The sequence below is a fragment of the Aeromicrobium sp. CF4.19 genome (assembly GCF_051262555.1).
Classification (GTDB): domain Bacteria; phylum Actinomycetota; class Actinomycetes; order Propionibacteriales; family Nocardioidaceae; genus Aeromicrobium.
Genome location: NZ_JBIMEU010000004.1, coordinates 277,041 through 292,974 on the forward strand (window position 1 = coordinate 277,041; position 15,934 = coordinate 292,974).

15 protein-coding genes are annotated in these 15,934 nt (G+C 71.7%); 2 read left to right on the forward strand and 13 right to left on the reverse strand.

Translation table 11 applies throughout. The annotated features are described in order from the left end of the window. Positions 1-35 precede the first annotated feature (35 nt). From ccsB to hemL, 6 genes are read right to left on the reverse strand one after another with little or no spacing between them, the layout of a single operon-like run. A complete protein-coding gene (gene ccsB / locus ACHAAC_RS11270) occupies positions 36-983 on the reverse strand; it encodes a c-type cytochrome biogenesis protein CcsB (protein WP_435716322.1) in 948 nt (315 codons plus the stop codon). Next, the gene (gene resB / locus ACHAAC_RS11275; protein ID WP_435716323.1) at positions 980-2,581 is read right to left on the reverse strand and encodes a cytochrome c biogenesis protein ResB; all 1,602 of its coding nucleotides are present in this window, start codon (positions 2,579-2,581) and stop codon (positions 980-982) included. The genes ccsB and resB overlap by 4 nt, the downstream gene beginning before the upstream one ends. Further along, the gene (locus ACHAAC_RS11280) at positions 2,581-3,327 is read right to left on the reverse strand and encodes a cytochrome c biogenesis CcdA family protein (RefSeq protein ID WP_435716324.1); all 747 of its coding nucleotides are present in this window, start codon (positions 3,325-3,327) and stop codon (positions 2,581-2,583) included. The genes resB and ACHAAC_RS11280 overlap by 1 nt, the downstream gene beginning before the upstream one ends. Further along, positions 3,320-3,910: a TlpA family protein disulfide reductase gene (locus tag ACHAAC_RS11285; RefSeq protein ID WP_435716325.1), complete on the reverse strand. Its 591-nt coding sequence runs from the start codon at positions 3,908-3,910 to the stop codon at positions 3,320-3,322. The genes ACHAAC_RS11280 and ACHAAC_RS11285 overlap by 8 nt, the downstream gene beginning before the upstream one ends. 3 nt (positions 3,911-3,913) lie before the next feature. Further along, positions 3,914-4,564 carry a histidine phosphatase family protein gene (locus tag ACHAAC_RS11290; RefSeq protein WP_435716326.1) on the reverse strand — a complete coding sequence of 217 codons (651 nt, stop codon included), beginning with the start codon at positions 4,562-4,564 and terminating at the stop codon, positions 3,914-3,916. After that, positions 4,561-5,883 carry a glutamate-1-semialdehyde 2,1-aminomutase gene (gene hemL, locus ACHAAC_RS11295; protein ID WP_435716327.1) on the reverse strand — a complete coding sequence of 441 codons (1,323 nt, stop codon included), beginning with the start codon at positions 5,881-5,883 and terminating at the stop codon, positions 4,561-4,563. The genes ACHAAC_RS11290 and hemL overlap by 4 nt, the downstream gene beginning before the upstream one ends. A gap of 168 nt (positions 5,884-6,051) precedes the next feature. Between hemL and ACHAAC_RS11300 the strand changes: the two genes are divergently transcribed. Beyond that, positions 6,052-7,302, forward strand: coding sequence for a lytic transglycosylase domain-containing protein (locus ACHAAC_RS11300; RefSeq protein WP_435716328.1), 1,251 nt, complete (start codon positions 6,052-6,054; stop codon positions 7,300-7,302). Positions 7,303-7,306: 4 nt separating this feature from the next. On the opposite strand, the gene hemB is transcribed toward ACHAAC_RS11300, so the two are convergent. The 7 genes from hemB to ACHAAC_RS11335 form a co-directional block, all read right to left on the reverse strand. Continuing rightward, entirely contained in the window at positions 7,307-8,287 is a 981-nt protein-coding gene (hemB, locus tag ACHAAC_RS11305) for a porphobilinogen synthase (protein ID WP_435716329.1), read from the reverse strand. A 92-nt stretch (positions 8,288-8,379) separates the two neighbouring features. Further along, positions 8,380-10,038 carry a uroporphyrinogen-III synthase gene (locus tag ACHAAC_RS11310; protein WP_435716330.1) on the reverse strand — a complete coding sequence of 553 codons (1,659 nt, stop codon included), beginning with the start codon at positions 10,036-10,038 and terminating at the stop codon, positions 8,380-8,382. After that, entirely contained in the window at positions 10,035-10,979 is a 945-nt protein-coding gene (gene hemC, locus ACHAAC_RS11315) for a hydroxymethylbilane synthase (protein WP_435716331.1), read from the reverse strand. The genes ACHAAC_RS11310 and hemC overlap by 4 nt, the downstream gene beginning before the upstream one ends. Beyond that, positions 10,976-12,274 (reverse strand): glutamyl-tRNA reductase, encoded by a 1,299-nt coding sequence (locus tag ACHAAC_RS11320; RefSeq protein WP_435716332.1) that lies wholly within the window; start codon positions 12,272-12,274, stop codon positions 10,976-10,978. The genes hemC and ACHAAC_RS11320 overlap by 4 nt, the downstream gene beginning before the upstream one ends. Next, positions 12,271-12,975 (reverse strand): redox-sensing transcriptional repressor Rex, encoded by a 705-nt coding sequence (locus ACHAAC_RS11325; RefSeq protein ID WP_435716333.1) that lies wholly within the window; start codon positions 12,973-12,975, stop codon positions 12,271-12,273. The genes ACHAAC_RS11320 and ACHAAC_RS11325 overlap by 4 nt, the downstream gene beginning before the upstream one ends. Positions 12,976-13,121: 146 nt before the next feature. Next, positions 13,122-13,397 (reverse strand): glutaredoxin family protein, encoded by a 276-nt coding sequence (locus ACHAAC_RS11330; protein WP_435716334.1) that lies wholly within the window; start codon positions 13,395-13,397, stop codon positions 13,122-13,124. A 10-nt stretch (positions 13,398-13,407) separates the two neighbouring features. Then, on the reverse strand, positions 13,408-14,985 hold the full coding sequence (locus ACHAAC_RS11335) for a class I adenylate-forming enzyme family protein (protein ID WP_435716335.1): 1,578 nt from the start codon (positions 14,983-14,985) through the stop codon (positions 13,408-13,410). Positions 14,986-15,047: 62 nt separating this feature from the next. Here ACHAAC_RS11335 and ACHAAC_RS11340 point away from each other — a divergent pair, with 62 nt between their 5' ends. After that, on the forward strand, positions 15,048-15,932 hold the full coding sequence (locus tag ACHAAC_RS11340) for an HAD family hydrolase (RefSeq protein ID WP_435716336.1): 885 nt from the start codon (positions 15,048-15,050) through the stop codon (positions 15,930-15,932). The last annotated feature ends 2 nt before the right edge of the window (positions 15,933-15,934 follow it).

Here is a 15,934-nt window from a genome sequence, read left to right on the forward strand (position 1 = left end):
GGCGGTACGCCACGCAGTCGCAGCGAAGGCGTCCGCTACTTCGCGTAGGAGTGCAGGCCGGAGCCGAAGAGGTTGACGCCGTAGTAGCTGAACAGGAACGTCGCGAACCCGACGAGGGCGATGATCGCGGCGCGCTTGCCCTTCCACCCGGCCGTCGCCCGGGCGTGCAGGTACCCGGCGTAGACGACCCAGGTGATGAAGGCCCAGACCTCTTTGGGGTCCCAGCCCCAGTACCGGCCCCAGGCGTAGTGCGCCCAGATCGGGCCGGCGATGAGCGCTCCGAACGTCCACAACGGGAACCCGACGGCGATGACGCGGTAGGCCACCTTGTCCATGGCCGCCGACGACGGGAAGCGGCCCAGCAGGCCGCCCACCGTGCCGCGGGCTTCAGCCCGCCCGCGGACCAGGTACAGGGCCGACGCCGCGGCACCGACGAGGAAGAAGGCGCCCGACAGCATCACCGCCGCGACGTGGATGACGAGCCAGTAGGAGTGCAGGGCGGGCACGAGGGGGCCGGCCGGCACGTAGGTCGACATCGCCATGCCCAGCACGACGAGGGCGAACCCCGTGACGATGCCGCCCAGCCAAGCGAGTCCGGAGAGCCTCACCATCACCAGGTAGACCACGAGCGCGACGACGGCGCCACCGATCCCGAACTCGTACATGTTGCCCCAGGGGACCCGGTCCGCGGCCAGGCCGCGGGCCACGAAGCCCACGAGCAGCAGCGCCGTCCCGAGCCCGGTCAAGGAGACTCCGATCGAGGCCAGGAGGTCCGGCCGGCTCGGAGCGTCCTCGTCGGACCCGTCCGCAGCGTCGGGCTCCACCGCTGCTGCCGGTCCACCCGCCGCGACCGTGGCACGCTCTGGCGCGACCTTGCGGGCGAAGCCCCACTCGGCCATGTGCGCGAGGAAGGCGAGCGCGATGACGACGGTCGCCGACGCGACCGAGTAGTTGGACACCTGGGCGAGGGTCTCGGTGCTCATGGGCGGTCCTTCTCCTCGCGGGGGCCAGTCGTGTCGGGGTCGACGCCCGTCGCGACACGGAGCCGCTCGAGCAGGTCGTCGAGGTCGTCGGGCAGGTCGTCCCGGGGGACGCGATCCAGCCCAGCGACCTCCACCACGGTACGTGAGCCATCCCGACGCGACCTGACCCAGGTGCGCCGCGGGCGGATGACGAGCGACAGGATCAGCCCGATGATCCCGACGCTGATCGCGACGAGAGGAAGCTCCACGAGCGGCGTCGACGCGACCTGGAACCGGGCGAACAGCTTGAGGTCGACGAACTCGATCGTGCCGCCGTTCGGGAGCTCGGCCTGCTGACCGGGGCTCAGGCTGACCCGGAACGGATCCCCGTCCTCGTTCTCCAGCTGGGTGACGTTCGTCTTGTCGAGCACGTAGACCGACTGCGGCGTGCCGTCGTCCAGGCCGAGGTCGCCCTCGAACACGAACAGCCCGACGAGCGGGTTCACCGCGCCGGGGAAGATCGAGACGGAGGCCTCCTCCTCCCCCGACGACACGGCCGTGGGCAGGAAGAACCCCTGGAAGCCGAGCTGCTCGGGCGAGGCGTCGGGCACCTTGACCACGCCGTTGGACGTGTAGGTCCCGTCCTGGGGCAGGAAGGGCACGGCGTCGTCGAAGACCACGTTCCCCTCGGCGTCGGTGACCCGCAGGACCGGTGCGTAGCCCTGCCCGACGAGGAAGACCGACGAGCCGCCGACGTCCAGCGGCTGGTTGACCTGCATGCGGTAGGGCTGCTCCCCGGCACCGGGCTCGGCCTCGTACGTCCCGGAGGCGCGAAAGAGGCGAGGAGCCCCGCGCTGCGGCCCGTCGGTCCAGAACCGCGCCACCATCTCGTCGAGCTGCAGGCTGAACGGCGGGAGCTCGTCGGAGTCGAACAGCGCGCCGGAGGAGAACTCGTCGTACTGCGTCAGCACGTTGGCGAAGCCGTCACCCTGCGTCACGATGGCGGCGCCGCGGTAGCCGAACAATGCTCCGACCGCCACGCCCACGAGGACCGCGACGACGCTCACGTGGAACACCAGGTTGCCGGCCTCGCGCAGGTAGCCCTTCTCGACGCGGACCTCGCTGGACGTCGCGTCCTCGACGACGTCGATCCGGGCCGGCAGCCCCCGCGGTCCGGCAAGCACGCGGCGCGCCGCGGCGGCCACCTCCTGCGGCGAGGCGTCGGTCTCGAAGGTCCCGAACGCCGGCAGCCGCTCCAGCCGCTTGGGGGCCTTGGGCGGACGCGCCCGCAACGCCCGCAGGTAGACCCTGGTGCGCGGCAGGATGCAGCCCACCAGCGAGACCATCAGGAGCAGGTAGATCGCGCTGAACCACGGGGACGTGTAGACGGAGAAGAACCCGAGGCGGTCCAGCCACGGCGCGAGATCGGGGTTGCGGGAGAAGTACGCCTCGACGGCCCGGGCGTCGACGCCGCGCTGCGGCACCACCGAGCCCGGCACCGACGCGATCGCCAGCAGCATCAGGAGCACCAGGGCCGTGCGCATGGACGTGAGCTGACGCCACGCCCAGCGCAGCATGCCGACGGTGCCCATCGCCGGCGCGGTGCCGCTCGCCGACATCAGACCACCGCCCCGAAGCCGCCGGCCCAGGACTGCAGGTCTGTCACCACGGCGTCCCACACGCCGGTCACGAGCAGCACGCCGACGAGCACCAGCATCCCGCCGCCCGCGCGGGAGATGGCCCGCTGGTGTCGGCGGGCCCAGCCGACCGCACCCATGAAGCGACGGAAGGCGAGCGCCGCGACGATGAACGGCACCCCCAGCCCGAGGCAGTACACGAACGTCAGGAACGCGCCGCGGGGCGCCGTGCCCTCCTGGTTCGCCAAGGTGAGGACGACCCCCAGCGTCGGGCCGATGCACGGCAGCCAGCCGAGCCCGAAGAAGAAGCCCAGCACCGGCGCGATGCCCACGCCCACGGCGGGGACCGCGTGGATGCGGACCTCACGCTGCAGCACCGGGACGAGCCCCATGAAGACCAGGCCCAGCACGATGACCACGAGGCCGAGCACGACGGAGATCTCACGCCGGTACTGGAACAGCGACTGGCCGATCGCGCCGAACAGGGTGCCCCCGAGGACGAAGACGACACTGAAGCCCAGGACGAACAGCACCGATCCGGCGAGCATCCGACCCCTGCCGGCGGTGTCGAGGTCCTGCACGCCGACACCGGTCACGTAGGAGAGGTAGCCCGGAAGCAGTGGCAGTACGCACGGGGAGAAGAACGACACGAGTCCGGCGACGAGGGCCACGGGAACCGCGATCAGGAGGGATCCGGAACCAGCCGCGTCGGCGAACCAGTCACCCATCGACCCCATCCTCATCCATGCTGTCCATCACGTCGTCCAGCACTCCGGTCAGCGTGGAGAGCCGCAGCTCCGGGTCGATGATGCGTGCGGCGACGCGACCCTCTGCGTCGATCACCCAGGTCGTGGGGATGGCTTGGGACGGCAGGGAGTCGGCGAAGCCCAGCTGCTGGCGGCCGTCGGCGTCGACGATGCTCGGGTACGGCGTGTCCTGCTTGCGCTCGAAGGCCCGCGCGGCGGCCGGGTCGTCGCGCACGAGCAGCCCCAGGAACTGCACGCCCGAGTCGGCGTAGGTGCGGGCGGCCTCGTTGAGCACCGGGGCCTCGGCCCGGCACGGAGGGCACCACGACCCCCACACGTTCACGACGATGGTCTGGCCCTCGTGCTCCTCGCTGGAGATCGGCTCACCCTCCAGGTCCTCACCGGAGAGGACCGGAGCGTCCTCACGGTCCTCCGGCTCGACGTACGTGACGAACCGGCTGCCACTGACGTAGCCGCCCGTGGAGCCCTCGGTCCCGACGCCGGCGCACCCGGCGAGCAGCATCAGGCCGGACAGCACCGCGACCGCGGTGTGGCGTGACGTCACGACTCAGGCGCCGCCGACGAACTTGCCCTTGAGGGCGTCCGGCAGCAGGTCGGCGGCGGGCTCGGCGTAGGAGTAGCCGACGTACTCGTCCCCATCGAAGGTCAGGCTGGTGATGCTGGCCAGGGTGCACTGGCGCCGGCGCGGGTCGTGCACGTAGCGCTTCTGCTCATAGGCCTGGCGGGCGATCCAGACCGGCAGCTGGTGCGACACGATGACGGCCTCGTGCCCACGGGCCAGCTCCCGGGCGTCGGCCACGGCAGCCTGCATGCGCGCCGCGATGTCCCGGTACGGCTCACCCCAGGACGGGCGGAACGGGTTGCGCAGCGTCCACCAGTTCTTGGGGTGCGCGAGTGCCTTGGGCTCGGCGCCGACCGTGCGGCCCTCGAAGAGGTTGTCGGCCTCGATGACCCGGGCGTCGGTGGTCACGGGAGCATCGAGCAGGACCCGCAGGGGCTCGACCGTCTGCTGCGCCCGCTCCAGCGGCGAGGAGACCAGGTGCATGATCTCGTTCTTGGAGAGGTGGTCGGCCGCACGCTTGGCCATCTCGTGGCCGAGGTCGGACAGGAAGTACTCCGGGAGCCGCCCGTAGAGCACGCCCTCGGGGTTGTGGACCTCGCCGTGGCGCATCAGGTGGACGATCGTGCGCTCGCTCATGCGGTGTCCTCCTGGGCTCGGGCGGCGGCCCGTGCGGCGGCGGGCAGGGCCTCGGCCATCCTAGAGAGTGCGTGGTCGTCGTGCGCAGCCGAGACGAACCACGACTCGTAGGCGCTCGGCGGCAGGTAGACACCGGCCTCCAGCATCGCGTGGAAGAACGGGCCGTACCTCCACGCCTGCTGCTGCTGCACGTCCGCGAAGCTGCGAGCCGGGGTGCTGGTGCCCCACAGGACGCTGAACATGTTCCCGGCGGTCTGGATCACGTGCTCGACACCCTCGGCCGCGAGCGCGTCCCCGATGAGCCCCTGCGCCGTGGCCGACCAGGCGTCGATGCTCGCGTAGACGTCGGCGTCGGCCAGGCGCAGGGTGGTCAGGCCGGCCGTCGTGGCCACGGGGTTCCCCGACAACGTCCCGGCCTGGTAGACGGGACCGCTCGGGGCCAGGTGGTCCATCACGTCGGCGCGACCGCCGAAGGCCGCCGCGGGGAAGCCACCGCCCATGACCTTGCCGAAGGTGAGCAGGTCCGGGCGCCAGCCCTCCGCGGCGCCGTCGACGCCCCAGTAGCCCGAGCGGGTGACGCGGAAGCCGGTCATCACCTCGTCGCTGATCATCAGGGCTCCGTGCTCGCGGCAGGTCCGGGCGAGGAGCTCGTTGAAGCCCGGCTCGGGGGCGACGACCCCCATGTTCCCGGCAGCGGCCTCGGTGATGACGCACGCGATCTCGTCGCCCAGCTCGGCGAATGCCGCCGCAACCGCGTCCGGGTCGTTGTAGGGGAGCACGATCACGTCGTTCGTGACGTGGGCAGGCACTCCGGGCGTGCCCGGGATGGCGAGCGTCACCAGGCCCGAGCCGGCCTCGGCGAGCAGGGCGTCGACGTGACCGTGGTAGCACCCGGCGAACTTCACGATCCGGTCTCGGCCGGTGAAGCCGCGAGCCAGCCGGATCGCCGACATGGTCGCCTCGGTGCCCGAGGAGACCAGCCGGACGCTCCGCACCGGGGCGCGACTGACGATCTCCTCGGCCAGCTCCACCTCCGGCAGGCTCGGCGTGCCGAAGGACGTGCCCCGGGAGGCGACGTCCTGCACGGCGGCGATCACCTCGGGGTGGGCGTGGCCGAGCAGCATCGGCCCCCAGGAGCCGACGAGGTCCAGGTAGCGGGTCCCGTCGGCGTCGGTCAGCCACGCCCCGTCGCCCTCCACCATGAAGCGCGGTGTGCCCCCGACGGCACGGAAGGCACGGACCGGGGAGTTGACCCCGCCCGGCGAGACGGCCTTCGCACGGGAGAACCACTGGTCAGAGACAGGTGTGGGGGCAGCCATGCCCCCATTGTCCCAGCCGATGCGTCGGGCGGCCCGACCGCCGTAACCCCGCCCGGGCGACGTCGTTTCCCCGGGTGGGAAGCGGATCGCTTTGCTCGGGGAGCGGTCCGCAGGTAACATGCGTTTACCGTGGCGTGGGTCACGTGCGCCCACGTTGGAGGGAACTCGATGGCAGTCCGAACGCTGAGTCGTTGGCAGAAGGCCAGTGCGCTCGTCCCGATGAGCGTCCTGCTCGTCGCCTGGGGAGCCGCCCTGACCAACTCCGGCCTCGCGACCGCCGACGACCGCGTCAGCTCCGACGAGATCCCCGACGTGCCCAGCACCGCCCTGGAGCAGCCGGCGAGCGTCCAGGACACGCCGGCCGGCATCGACCCCAAGGCCGGCCCCGACGGCGCCGTCGCCACCCTCTCCACCAACGGCATTCCTTCCTCCGCCCTGAGCGCCTACCGCCGCGCGGAGACCCTGCTGGACAAGGCCGACGAGAGCTGCCAGCTCCCGTGGCACCTCGTCGCCGCGATCGGTCGCGTGGAGTCCAACCACGGCCGCTTCGGCGGCAGCGCCCTGAGCTCGGACGGCACCGCCACGCCGGGCATCTACGGCATCCCGCTCGACGGCACCAACAGCACCGCGCGGATCACCGACACCGACGACGGCGCCCTGGACAAGGACCGCGTCTACGACCGTGCGGTCGGCCCCATGCAGTTCATCCCCGGGACGTGGAGTTCCGTGGGCGTCGACGCCGACGGTGACGGCGAGAAGAACCCCCAGAACATCAGCGACGCCGCCACGGCCGCCGGCATCTACCTCTGCTCCGGCGAGGGCGACCTCAGCACCGCCGGTGACGTCTCCACGGCGGTCAAGCGCTACAACCGCTCCGACGAGTACGTCGCCCTGGTCATGGAGATCTCCGAGGCCTACGCCGACGGCGACTTCTCCCAGACCCCGAACGGCACGTCGTCGGGCCCCGTGCTCACCAGCAGCTCGCTCGACCAGACGATGACCCAGGGCGAGCGCAACGATGCCGGCGCGTCGCAGCGCTCGGCCGAGAAGAAGGCAGCGGCTCGGGAGAAGCGTGAGCGCGAGGAGGCCCGATCCGGCGGCTCTGGCAGTGGCAGCGGGTCGTCCACCGGTGGCGGAGGATCGTCCTCCGGCGGCACCGGCGGGGGTGGCTCGACCGGCGGTACTGGCGGATCGGGTGGCTCAGGAGGATCCGACGGCGGTTCCTCTTCAGGTGGTTCAGGCAGCGGAAAGCCCGTGGGGGGCACCGTTCAGAACCTTGTCAAGGACACACCCCTCGCCCCAGTGACCAAGCCGGTCACTGACATCGTGGACCTGCTTCTGGGCTGCAACCTCAAGTATCCCATCGGCCCGAAGTCCAAGATCGACGCTTGCAAGGCCGCCGTCCGCGCCAACAACTGAACTCTCAAATCAGAAGTTGCTCGACGAGCTCGGCGGCCCAGTAGGTCAGCACGATGTCGGCGCCCGCGCGGCGGATGGACGTGATCGACTCCGCGATCGCGCGGTCCCGATCGATCCAGCCGCGCTCGGCGGCCGCCTCGACCATGGCGTACTCACCGGAGACCTGGTAGGCCGCGACGGGGACGGTGACGTGGTCGCGCACGAGCGGCAGCAGGTCCAGGTAGCCCATCGCGGGCTTGACCATGGCGATGTCGGCACCCTCCTGCACGTCGAGAAGCGCCTCCCTCAGCGCCTCGCGGCGATTCGCGGGGTCCTGCTGGTAGGTGCGCCGATCACCCTGCAGGGAGGAGTCCACCGCCTCGCGGAACGGTCCGTAGAACGCCGAGGCGTACTTCGCGGCGTAGGCCAGGATCGCGACGTCCTGGTGGCTCTCGGCGTCCAGCGCCGACCGCACCGCCGCCACCTGACCGTCCATCATCCCGCTCGGACCGACGAGGTGGGCACCGGCCCGAGCCTGTGCCACACCCATCCGGGCGTACAGCTCGAGCGTCGCGTCGTTGTCGACCCGGCCCGCGTCGTCGAGGACTCCACAGTGCCCGTGGTCGGTGAACTCGTCCAGGCACAGGTCCGACATCACCAGCAGGTCGTCGCCGACCTCCTCGCGGGCGTCGGCGATCGCGACGTTGAGGATGCCGTCGGGATCCAGCGCCCCGGAGCCCGTCGGGTCCTTGTGCTCGGGAACGCCGAAGAGCATGACGCCACCGAGCCCCAGCGCCGCGGCCTCCCGGACGGCGTGCCGCGCGCTCTCGCGGCTGTGCTGGACGACACCGGGCATGCTCGAGATCGGGCGCGGCTCGGTCAGGCCCTCGGCCACGAACATCGGCAGCACGAGCTGCCGAGGCTCCACCGAGGTCTCGGCCACCAGGCGTCGCATCGCCGGCGACGAGCGCAGCCGGCGTGGTCGATGGGCGGGGAATCCGGTCATGGCCGCTCTCCGTTCTGTCGCTGAGTGTGACGTTCCGGCCCCGCATCGCTCAATCTCGGGGCCGGAACGTCACACTCAGCGGTGTCGGGGTGTCAGGCTTTGCGGCGCGAGGAGGGCCGCTTGTAGGACGGCTTGGTGACCGGCTCCCCGGCCTCCAGGAACGCCAGCCGGCGAGCAGCCCCGAACTCCGCCAGGGCGTCGGCGAGGACCTCCACCGACGGCTGGTCGGCGAGGACGTCGACCCGCAGCCCGTGCTCCTCGGCCGTCTTGGCCGTGGCCGGCCCGATGCACGCGATGATCGTCGAGGTGTGCGGCTTGCCCGCGATGCCGACGAGGTTGCGCACGGTGGAGCTCGAGGTGAACAGCACGGAGTCGAACTTGCCGCTCTTGATCGCCTCGCGCGTCGGCGCCGGCGGCGGGGCGGCACGGACGGTGCGGTAGGCCGTGACGTCGTCGACCTCCCAGCCCAGCTCGAGCAGACCGGCCACGAGCGTCTCCGTGGCGATGTCGGCCCGGGGCAGGAAGACCCGGTTGATCGGGTCGAGCACCTCGTCGTAGGGCGGCCAGTCGTCCAGCAGCCCCCGCGCCGACTGCTCGCCGCTGGGCAGCAGGTCGGCCTTGATGCCCCAGGTCGCGATGGCCTCGGCGGTCTTGTCGCCGACGGCTGCGATCTTCAGGCCGGAGAAGGCCCGGGCGTCCAGGCCGTACTCCTCGAACTTCTCCCGGACGGCGCGCACGGCGTTGACGCTCGTGAAGGCCACCCACTCATAGCGCCCCTCGACGAGACCGCGGACGGCCTTGTCCATCTGCTGAGGGTTGCGGGGCGGCTCCACCGAGATCGTGGGGACCTCCTCCGAGAGCGCGCCGTAGGAGCGCAGACGGGCCGCCAGGCCGGCCGACTGCTCCTTGGTGCGCGGGACGAGGATGCGCCAGCCGTAGAGCGGCTTCGTCTCGAACCACGAGAGCGTGTCGCGCATCTCGACCACGTCGCCGACGACCGTGATGGCCGGGGAGGCCATGGCCGCGGCCCGGGCGTCGTCGGCGATCGAGCCGAGCGTCGAGACGACGGTGGACTGCTCGGTGGTGGTGCCCACCCGGGTCATCGCCACGGGCGTCTGCGGCGACCGGCCGGCCTCGACCAGCCCGGCCGAGACCTCCCCGATGCGCCCGACGGCCGAGAGCAGCACGAGCGTGTCGTCGCCGGCATAGTCGGGCCAGCTGATCGTGGACTCCCCCACGCTGACGACCCGGAACTGGTGGTTGGTCTTGTTGGTCAGCGGGACGCCGGCGTAGGCCGGGACGGCGTTGACCGAGGAGATGCCCGGGACGATCTCGAAGCCGATGCCGGCCTTGGAGCAGGCGGCGGCCTCCTCCGGGGCGGTGGCGTACGTGAACGGGTCCCCGGAGACCAGTCGGACGACGTGCGCCCCGGTCTTGGCGTGGCGGACCACGAGCCGACCGAGTGCGGCGTGCGTCAAGGCGGAGCCGTCCTCCCCGAAGCCGTCGACGATCTCGGCCTCGGTGGTGACGAGGGCAGCCTGCTCGGGCTGCTCGACGATGACGACGTCGGCCTGGGCCAGCAGCTCAGCCGCCCTGACTGTCAGCAGACTCGCATCTCCCGGGCCGGCACCCACGAAGCTGACGTGGCCCAGGGCCTTCTTCGGCTTCGTGCTGGTTGCGGCGGGAGTCTCACGGGTCGCGGTGGTGGTGCTCACAGTGGTGCTCTTCTTCCTGTTCTGCCGTGGGGTCATGAGGCGCTCTCGGCCCGTGGAAGTCCCACGAGGTCGGCGGCGCCCTCGGCGAGCATCTCGGCAGCGAGACGTTCCCCGATCGCGGCGGGCTCATCGAGCGAGCCTGACGCGGACAGGCGGATGGTGGGCGAGCCGGAGGGGTCTCCGACCACGGCGCGCAGCCAGATCTCGTCGCCGTCGTCTCCCCAGACGACGTCGGCGAGGGCTCCGACGGGCGCACTGCAGCCTGCCTCGAGGGTGGCGAGCAGGCTGCGCTCAGCGGTCACGGCGGCCCGGGTGTCCGGGTCGTCGAGCACGGCGAGCAGGCGAGCGGTCGCGTCGTCGTCGACACGGCACTCACAGGCGAGGGCTCCCTGACCGGGAGCGGGGAGGACCTGGATGGGGTCCAGGGTCTCGGTGGTCTCATCGGCGCGGCCCAGCCGGAGCAGGCCGGCACGAGCCAGCACGACGGCGTCGAGCTCACCGCTGGCGACCTTGCCCAGGCGGGTGTCGACGTTGCCACGGACACCGACGATCTCCAGACCGAGGCCGAGCGCGTTGATCTGCGCCTCACGCCGCGGGGAACCGGTGCCGACGCGCGACCCGGGAGGGAGCTCGCCGAGCGTCAGCCCGTCACGGGCCACGAGGGCGTCGCGCGCGTCCTCCCGCTGTGCGATGGCCGCGAGGGCCAGGCGCGGGTCCTGGGCGGTGGGCAGGTCCTTGAGCGAGTGGACGGCGAAGTCGACGGTGCCGTCGACGACGGCCTCTCGCAGAGCAGCCACGAAGACACCGGTCCCGCCGATGTCCCGCAGGGCGGAGGTCTGGTCACGATCGCCCTCGGTGCTGACGGTCACCAGCTCGACCGGGGTGCCGGTGAGCTCGGTGAGGCGCTCGGCCACGTGCCCGGACTGGGTGGTGGCGAGGGCGCTGGCACGCGTGCCGAGCCGCAGGGGTGACGTCACGCCTTCTCCCTCCCCACCCGGGTCACGGCGTCGACGGCGGCCGGGTCGAGGGCGAAGAGGTCGGAGAGCGCGTCGGCGTAGGTCAGGTTGCCGGGAGCATCCATGAGCTGCTGGACGCGCACGGTCGGGGCGTGGATGAGCTTGTCGGCGACCCGCTTGAGCGCATGGCGGACCTCGGCCACCTGGGTCTCGTCCAGCCCGGAGAGGCGCGAGGAGAGGCGCGCGGTCTCCGCCTCGACGATCTCGGTGGCCATGCCGCGCAGCGCGACGACGGTGGGGGTCACCTGGGAAGCGGACTTGGCGGCGAGGAAGCTGCGGACCTCGTCGTCGACGATGCCGCGAACCTGCTCGACGTCACCGGCGAGCTCGGCGTTCTCCGACCGACCGGCCAGGACCACGAGGTCGACGAGGGTGACGCCCACGAGCTCGGCGACCTCGGGGGCGACGTCGCGCGGCAGGGCGAGGTCGATCAGGACCATCTCACGTCCGCCGGTCGCGGCACGGGCGATCCGCTCGGCGTCGAAGACGTAGCCCGCGGCGCCGGTGCAGCTGATGACGACGTCGGCGGCGGCGAGCTCCACGTCGAGCGACTCCCAACGGACCGCGCTCACGCCGAAGGCGGCGACGAGCTCATAGGCGCGCTGGAACGTGCGGTTGGCCACCATGATGCGGTGCGGGGCGACACCCCGCTCCACCAGCGTGCGCACCGCGAGGTTCGCCATCGTGCCTGCACCAGCCACGAGGTAGCGAGACGTCGGGTCGCCGATGACGGCTCCCGCGGCGTCGAGGCCGGCGGTGACGGTGGAGGGCGCCAGGCGGTCGATGCCGGTCTCGGCATGGCCACGCTTGCCGATGCGCAGCGCCTGCTGGAAGAGGGCGTTGAGCGAGGACCCGACGGTGGACTCGGCCTGACCGGTGTGCAGCGCGGCACGCACCTGCCCCAGGATCTGGCTCTCACCGAGGATCATCGAGTCCAGGCCCGCAGCCACCGCGAACAGGTGGGCGACCGCCGAGTCGTCGTAATGGACGTAGGCGTTCCTGGCCAGCACCTCGCGGTCCAGGCCCGCGTGCTCGCCGAGCAGCAGAGTGACGTCCTCGACCGCCCCGTGGAAGCGCTCGGCCTCGACGTACACCTCGACGCGGTTGCAGGTGGAGATGACGGCGGCCTCGGAGACGGCGTCCGTCTCCAGGGCGCGGTGCGAGAGCTTGACCGCGGCCTCGGTGTCGAGCGAGGCGCGCTCGAGCAGCTCGATGGGGGCGCTGTGGTGGGACATGCCCACGACCAGAATGCTCATCCTGCGACCTCCTCATCAGTGTGGCCGTCGTCGGCCACGCCCTTGCGCTGCTCGTGGTAGGCCAGGATCTGCAGCTCGATCGACAGGTCGACCTTGCGGACCTGGACGTGCTCGGGGACCTGCAGGACGGCCGGGGCGAAGTTCAGGATGCTGGTGACGCCAGCAGCGACGAGCGCGTCCGCCGCCTCCTGGGCCGCCTCACCCGGAGTGGCGACGACGGCGATGGAGATGTCGTGCTCACCGACCACGCGGCCGAGCGCCGTGAAGGGCTCGACCCGCACCCCGGCCAGCTCGGTACCGATCCGCTGGGGATCGGTGTCGACCACCGCCGTGACGTTGATGCCGCGCGAGCCGAAGCCCTGGTAGGTCGACAACGCCGAGCCGAGGTGTCCGGCACCGACGATCACGACGTCCCAGCTCTGGGTCTGGCCCAGCTCACGGGCGATGTGGTAGCGCAGCAGCTCCACGTCGTAGCCGACCCCCCGCGTGCCGTAGGACCCCAGGTACGAGAGGTCCTTGCGCAGCTTGGCGGAGTTCACGCCGGCCGCGGCGGCGAGCTCCCCGGACGAGCACGTCGTGGTCCCGGCGTCGGCGAGCGCGCCAAGAGCCCGCAGGTACACGGGCAGGCGGGCGACGGTGGCATCGGGGACGCCACGGACGGCCTGCCCGTTGCCGGGCGGGTCGGTGCTCAGAAAGGTCACGGTGCTCCATCACGCCGCAACAGGATGGGTCCCTGGTGGACAGTCGCGGCGACACGTCAGTTTACGAGTTTGTGAACGGGTTAACAAAATCGAGACCCGGGCCGGGTGCGACATCTCACAGGTCCCGTGGTAGAGCGCAGCGCCGATCAGGGTTCGAGGGCCTCGCGCAGACGCGCCGGGTCGACCCGCCAGAAGTCGTGCTGCCGGCCGTCGACGAAGGTCACGGGGACCTGGTCGGTGAAGGCCTCGACCAGCTCCGCGGAGCCGGAGATGTCCACCGTCGTCCACGGGTCGCCGGACTCGGCGCACACGGCGGCGACGATGGTCTCGGCCTCCTCGCACAGGTGGCAGCCGGGCCGCGTGTACAGGACGACCCGCGCGTCCTGCGCGTGCGGGACGCGAGGGCGACGCCGTCCGATCATGCGGGAGCCCTCACGTGTCTCCGGTGGCGCCGAGTCCGAGAGCGTCGCTGCGCGCCAAGGCACGCAACCGACCCTTGGCGACCTTGCCCGTGGCCGAGTACGGCAGGTCGTGCACGACGACGATGCGACTGGGCTGCTTGAAGCGGGCCAACCGGGACGTGGCGTGCTCGAGGGCCCGGCTCCGCACGTCGTCGTCCGAGGCGCCCTCGGCCGCCACCACGAACGCCACGACGGCCTCGCCGGTGCGCTCGTCCGGGACGCCGACCACGCCTACCTCCACCACGACGTCGAGCCCGGCGAGGACCTCCTCGACCTCGGAAGGGTAGACGTTGAACCCCGAGACGATCACGAGCTCTCGGAGCCGGTCCACGAGCACGAGCTCCCCGGCGTCGTCGACGTAGCCGACGTCTCCCGTGGGGTACCAGCCGTCGTCGCGCGGGCCGTCGGCCCCGTCCGGCCAGTAGCCGGAGAAGACGTTGTCGCCGCGCACCCAGATCTCCCCCGGGTCCCCGACGGCAGTGTCCCGCGCGCCGTTCTCGACGATGCGGATCTCCACCCCCGGCAGCGGGCGCCCCACTGTTCCCGCCCGTGGTCCCTCGTCGGGGGCACGGTCGGCCATCCCGACGAGGCTGAAGGAGATGACCGGCGCGGTCTCGGTCTGCCCGTAGCCCTGCTCGACGTGGTGCCCAGAGGACTCCCAGAAGGTCCGGGCGAGGTCGGGGTCCAGGGCCGACGCACCGGAGATGACGCGTCGTACGCCGGCGAGCGCCTCCCGCAGGTCGTCACGCCCGGCCCACGCCGCGACCACCGGCGGTGCGATCGGGACGTTGGTGATGCCCTCCTGGGCAACCAGGCGCAGCAGCGACTCGGGGTGGAACCCGTCCACCAGCACCAGACGGGCTCCCTGGCGCACCGCCTGACCCAGCACAGCGTTCAGGCCGTAGACGTGGAACAGCGGCAGCAGGCCGAGGACCACGTCGTCTGCCTGCAGCGGCGCGGGGTGGATCGCGGCAGTCTGCTCGATGTTGCCCAGCAACGCCCGGTGGGTGAGCACCGCCCCGCGCGGCGTGCCACTGGTCCCGGAGGTGTAAAGGATGACGGCTCGCGCCTCGGGGTCCGGGGGAGCGATCGGCGCGCTCGTGGCGGCCTCGGCCAGGAAGGACCCGAAGGCGGTCTCGCCGGCCTCGGGCGCAGTGCCGTCGACCACGACCTGCACGATCGGGCCGGAGTCGGCCGCGGCGGCGGAGCGCACCGCGTCGGCGCCCGTCTCGTCGCACAGCACGAGCCGGACTCCGGCGTCAGCGAGCATCCGTCCGACCTCGGTGGAGGTGGCGCGAGGATTGACCGGCACCGCGACCATGCCTCCACGCAGGACCCCGAAGTAGGCGATGGCGAGATCGATCCGGTTCACCATCACCAGCGCCACCCGGTGCCCGGCCCGCAAGCCCCGGCCGGTCAGGCCGCGTGCGACGGCGTCGACGGCCTCGTCGAGCTCGGACCACGTGAGCTCACGTCGGGCGTCGCGGTGCTCCACGAGAGCCACGGCGTCCGGGCGTTCCCGGGCCGTCCGGCTCAGCACGTCGCTCACGTTCGTCACCCTCACGAGTCAACCACAGGCAGTGGACTCCGGGCAGCGGCTAGTCTCGGACCATGACGAGCGAACGCGTCGGCTCCTCGACGCGGAACCTGCGATCTCGCTCGGTGCTCGCGGGCCAGGCGGCCGCGGCCACCGCGGAGGTCGAGCACGCTCTGGCGCCCCGACCGGACCCCCTCGCCGCGGCCTTCTTCGACGTCGACAACACCCTGATGCAGGGCGCCTCCATCTTCCACTTCGCCCGGGGCCTGCACCGTCGGGAGTTCTTCACCACCTCCGACATCATGCGGGCCGCCTGGCAGCAGATGTACTTCCGTGTGGCCGGTGTGGAGGACCCCGAGCACATCGCCAAGGCTCGCTCGTCGGCCCTCGCCTTCATCGCCGGGCACCGCGTGAGCGAGCTGCAGGAGATCGGCGAGGAGATCTTCGACGAGCAGATGGCCGGGCGCATCTGGCCCGGGACGCGCGCGATCGCGCAGCAGCACCTCGACCGCGGCGAGCGCGTGTGGCTGATCACGGCGGCGCCCGTCGAGGTCGCCAGCGTCATCGCCCGGCGATTGGGCCTGACCGGTGCCCTCGGCACCGTTGCCGAGCACGTCGACGGTGTCTACACCGGTGAGCTCGTCGGCGAGATGCTGCACGGCGAGGGCAAGGCCGTCGCCGTTCGCGCCATCGCCGAGCGAGAGGGCCTGGACCTCGCCCGCTGCTCGGCCTACTCCGACTCCAGCAACGACCTGCCGATGCTCTCCCTCGTCGGGCACCCGTGCGCGGTCAACCCCGATGCCCGGCTGCTCGCCCACGCGAAGGCGAACGGCTGGCAGATCCGCGACTACCGGACCGGCCGCAAGGTCGCCGTCGCCGGCACGAAGGCGGCCGCGACCGGTGTCCTGGCGGTCGGGGCGTGGCAGCTCGCCCGCGCTGCCTCACGGCGCGCACGCTGACC

Coding starts and splice junctions, on each gene's coding strand:
- hemB (WP_435716329.1), bottom strand. CDS start 8,287: ATGACCGGATTCCCCGCCCATCGACCACGCCGGCTGCGCTCGTCGCCG.
- ACHAAC_RS11320 (WP_435716332.1), bottom strand. CDS start 12,274: ATGAGCATTCTGGTCGTGGGCATGTCCCACCACAGCGCCCCCATCGAG.
- ACHAAC_RS11310 (WP_435716330.1), bottom strand. CDS start 10,038: ATGACCCCACGGCAGAACAGGAAGAAGAGCACCACTGTGAGCACCACC.
- ccsB (WP_435716322.1), bottom strand. CDS start 983: ATGAGCACCGAGACCCTCGCCCAGGTGTCCAACTACTCGGTCGCGTCG.
- ACHAAC_RS11290 (WP_435716326.1), bottom strand. CDS start 4,564: ATGAGCGAGCGCACGATCGTCCACCTGATGCGCCACGGCGAGGTCCAC.
- ACHAAC_RS11330 (WP_435716334.1), bottom strand. CDS start 13,397: ATGATCGGACGGCGTCGCCCTCGCGTCCCGCACGCGCAGGACGCGCGG.
- ACHAAC_RS11340 (WP_435716336.1), top strand. CDS start 15,048: ATGACGAGCGAACGCGTCGGCTCCTCGACGCGGAACCTGCGATCTCGC.
- hemL (WP_435716327.1), bottom strand. CDS start 5,883: ATGGCTGCCCCCACACCTGTCTCTGACCAGTGGTTCTCCCGTGCGAAG.
- resB (WP_435716323.1), bottom strand. CDS start 2,581: ATGTCGGCGAGCGGCACCGCGCCGGCGATGGGCACCGTCGGCATGCTG.
- ACHAAC_RS11280 (WP_435716324.1), bottom strand. CDS start 3,327: ATGGGTGACTGGTTCGCCGACGCGGCTGGTTCCGGATCCCTCCTGATC.
- ACHAAC_RS11300 (WP_435716328.1), top strand. CDS start 6,052: ATGGCAGTCCGAACGCTGAGTCGTTGGCAGAAGGCCAGTGCGCTCGTC.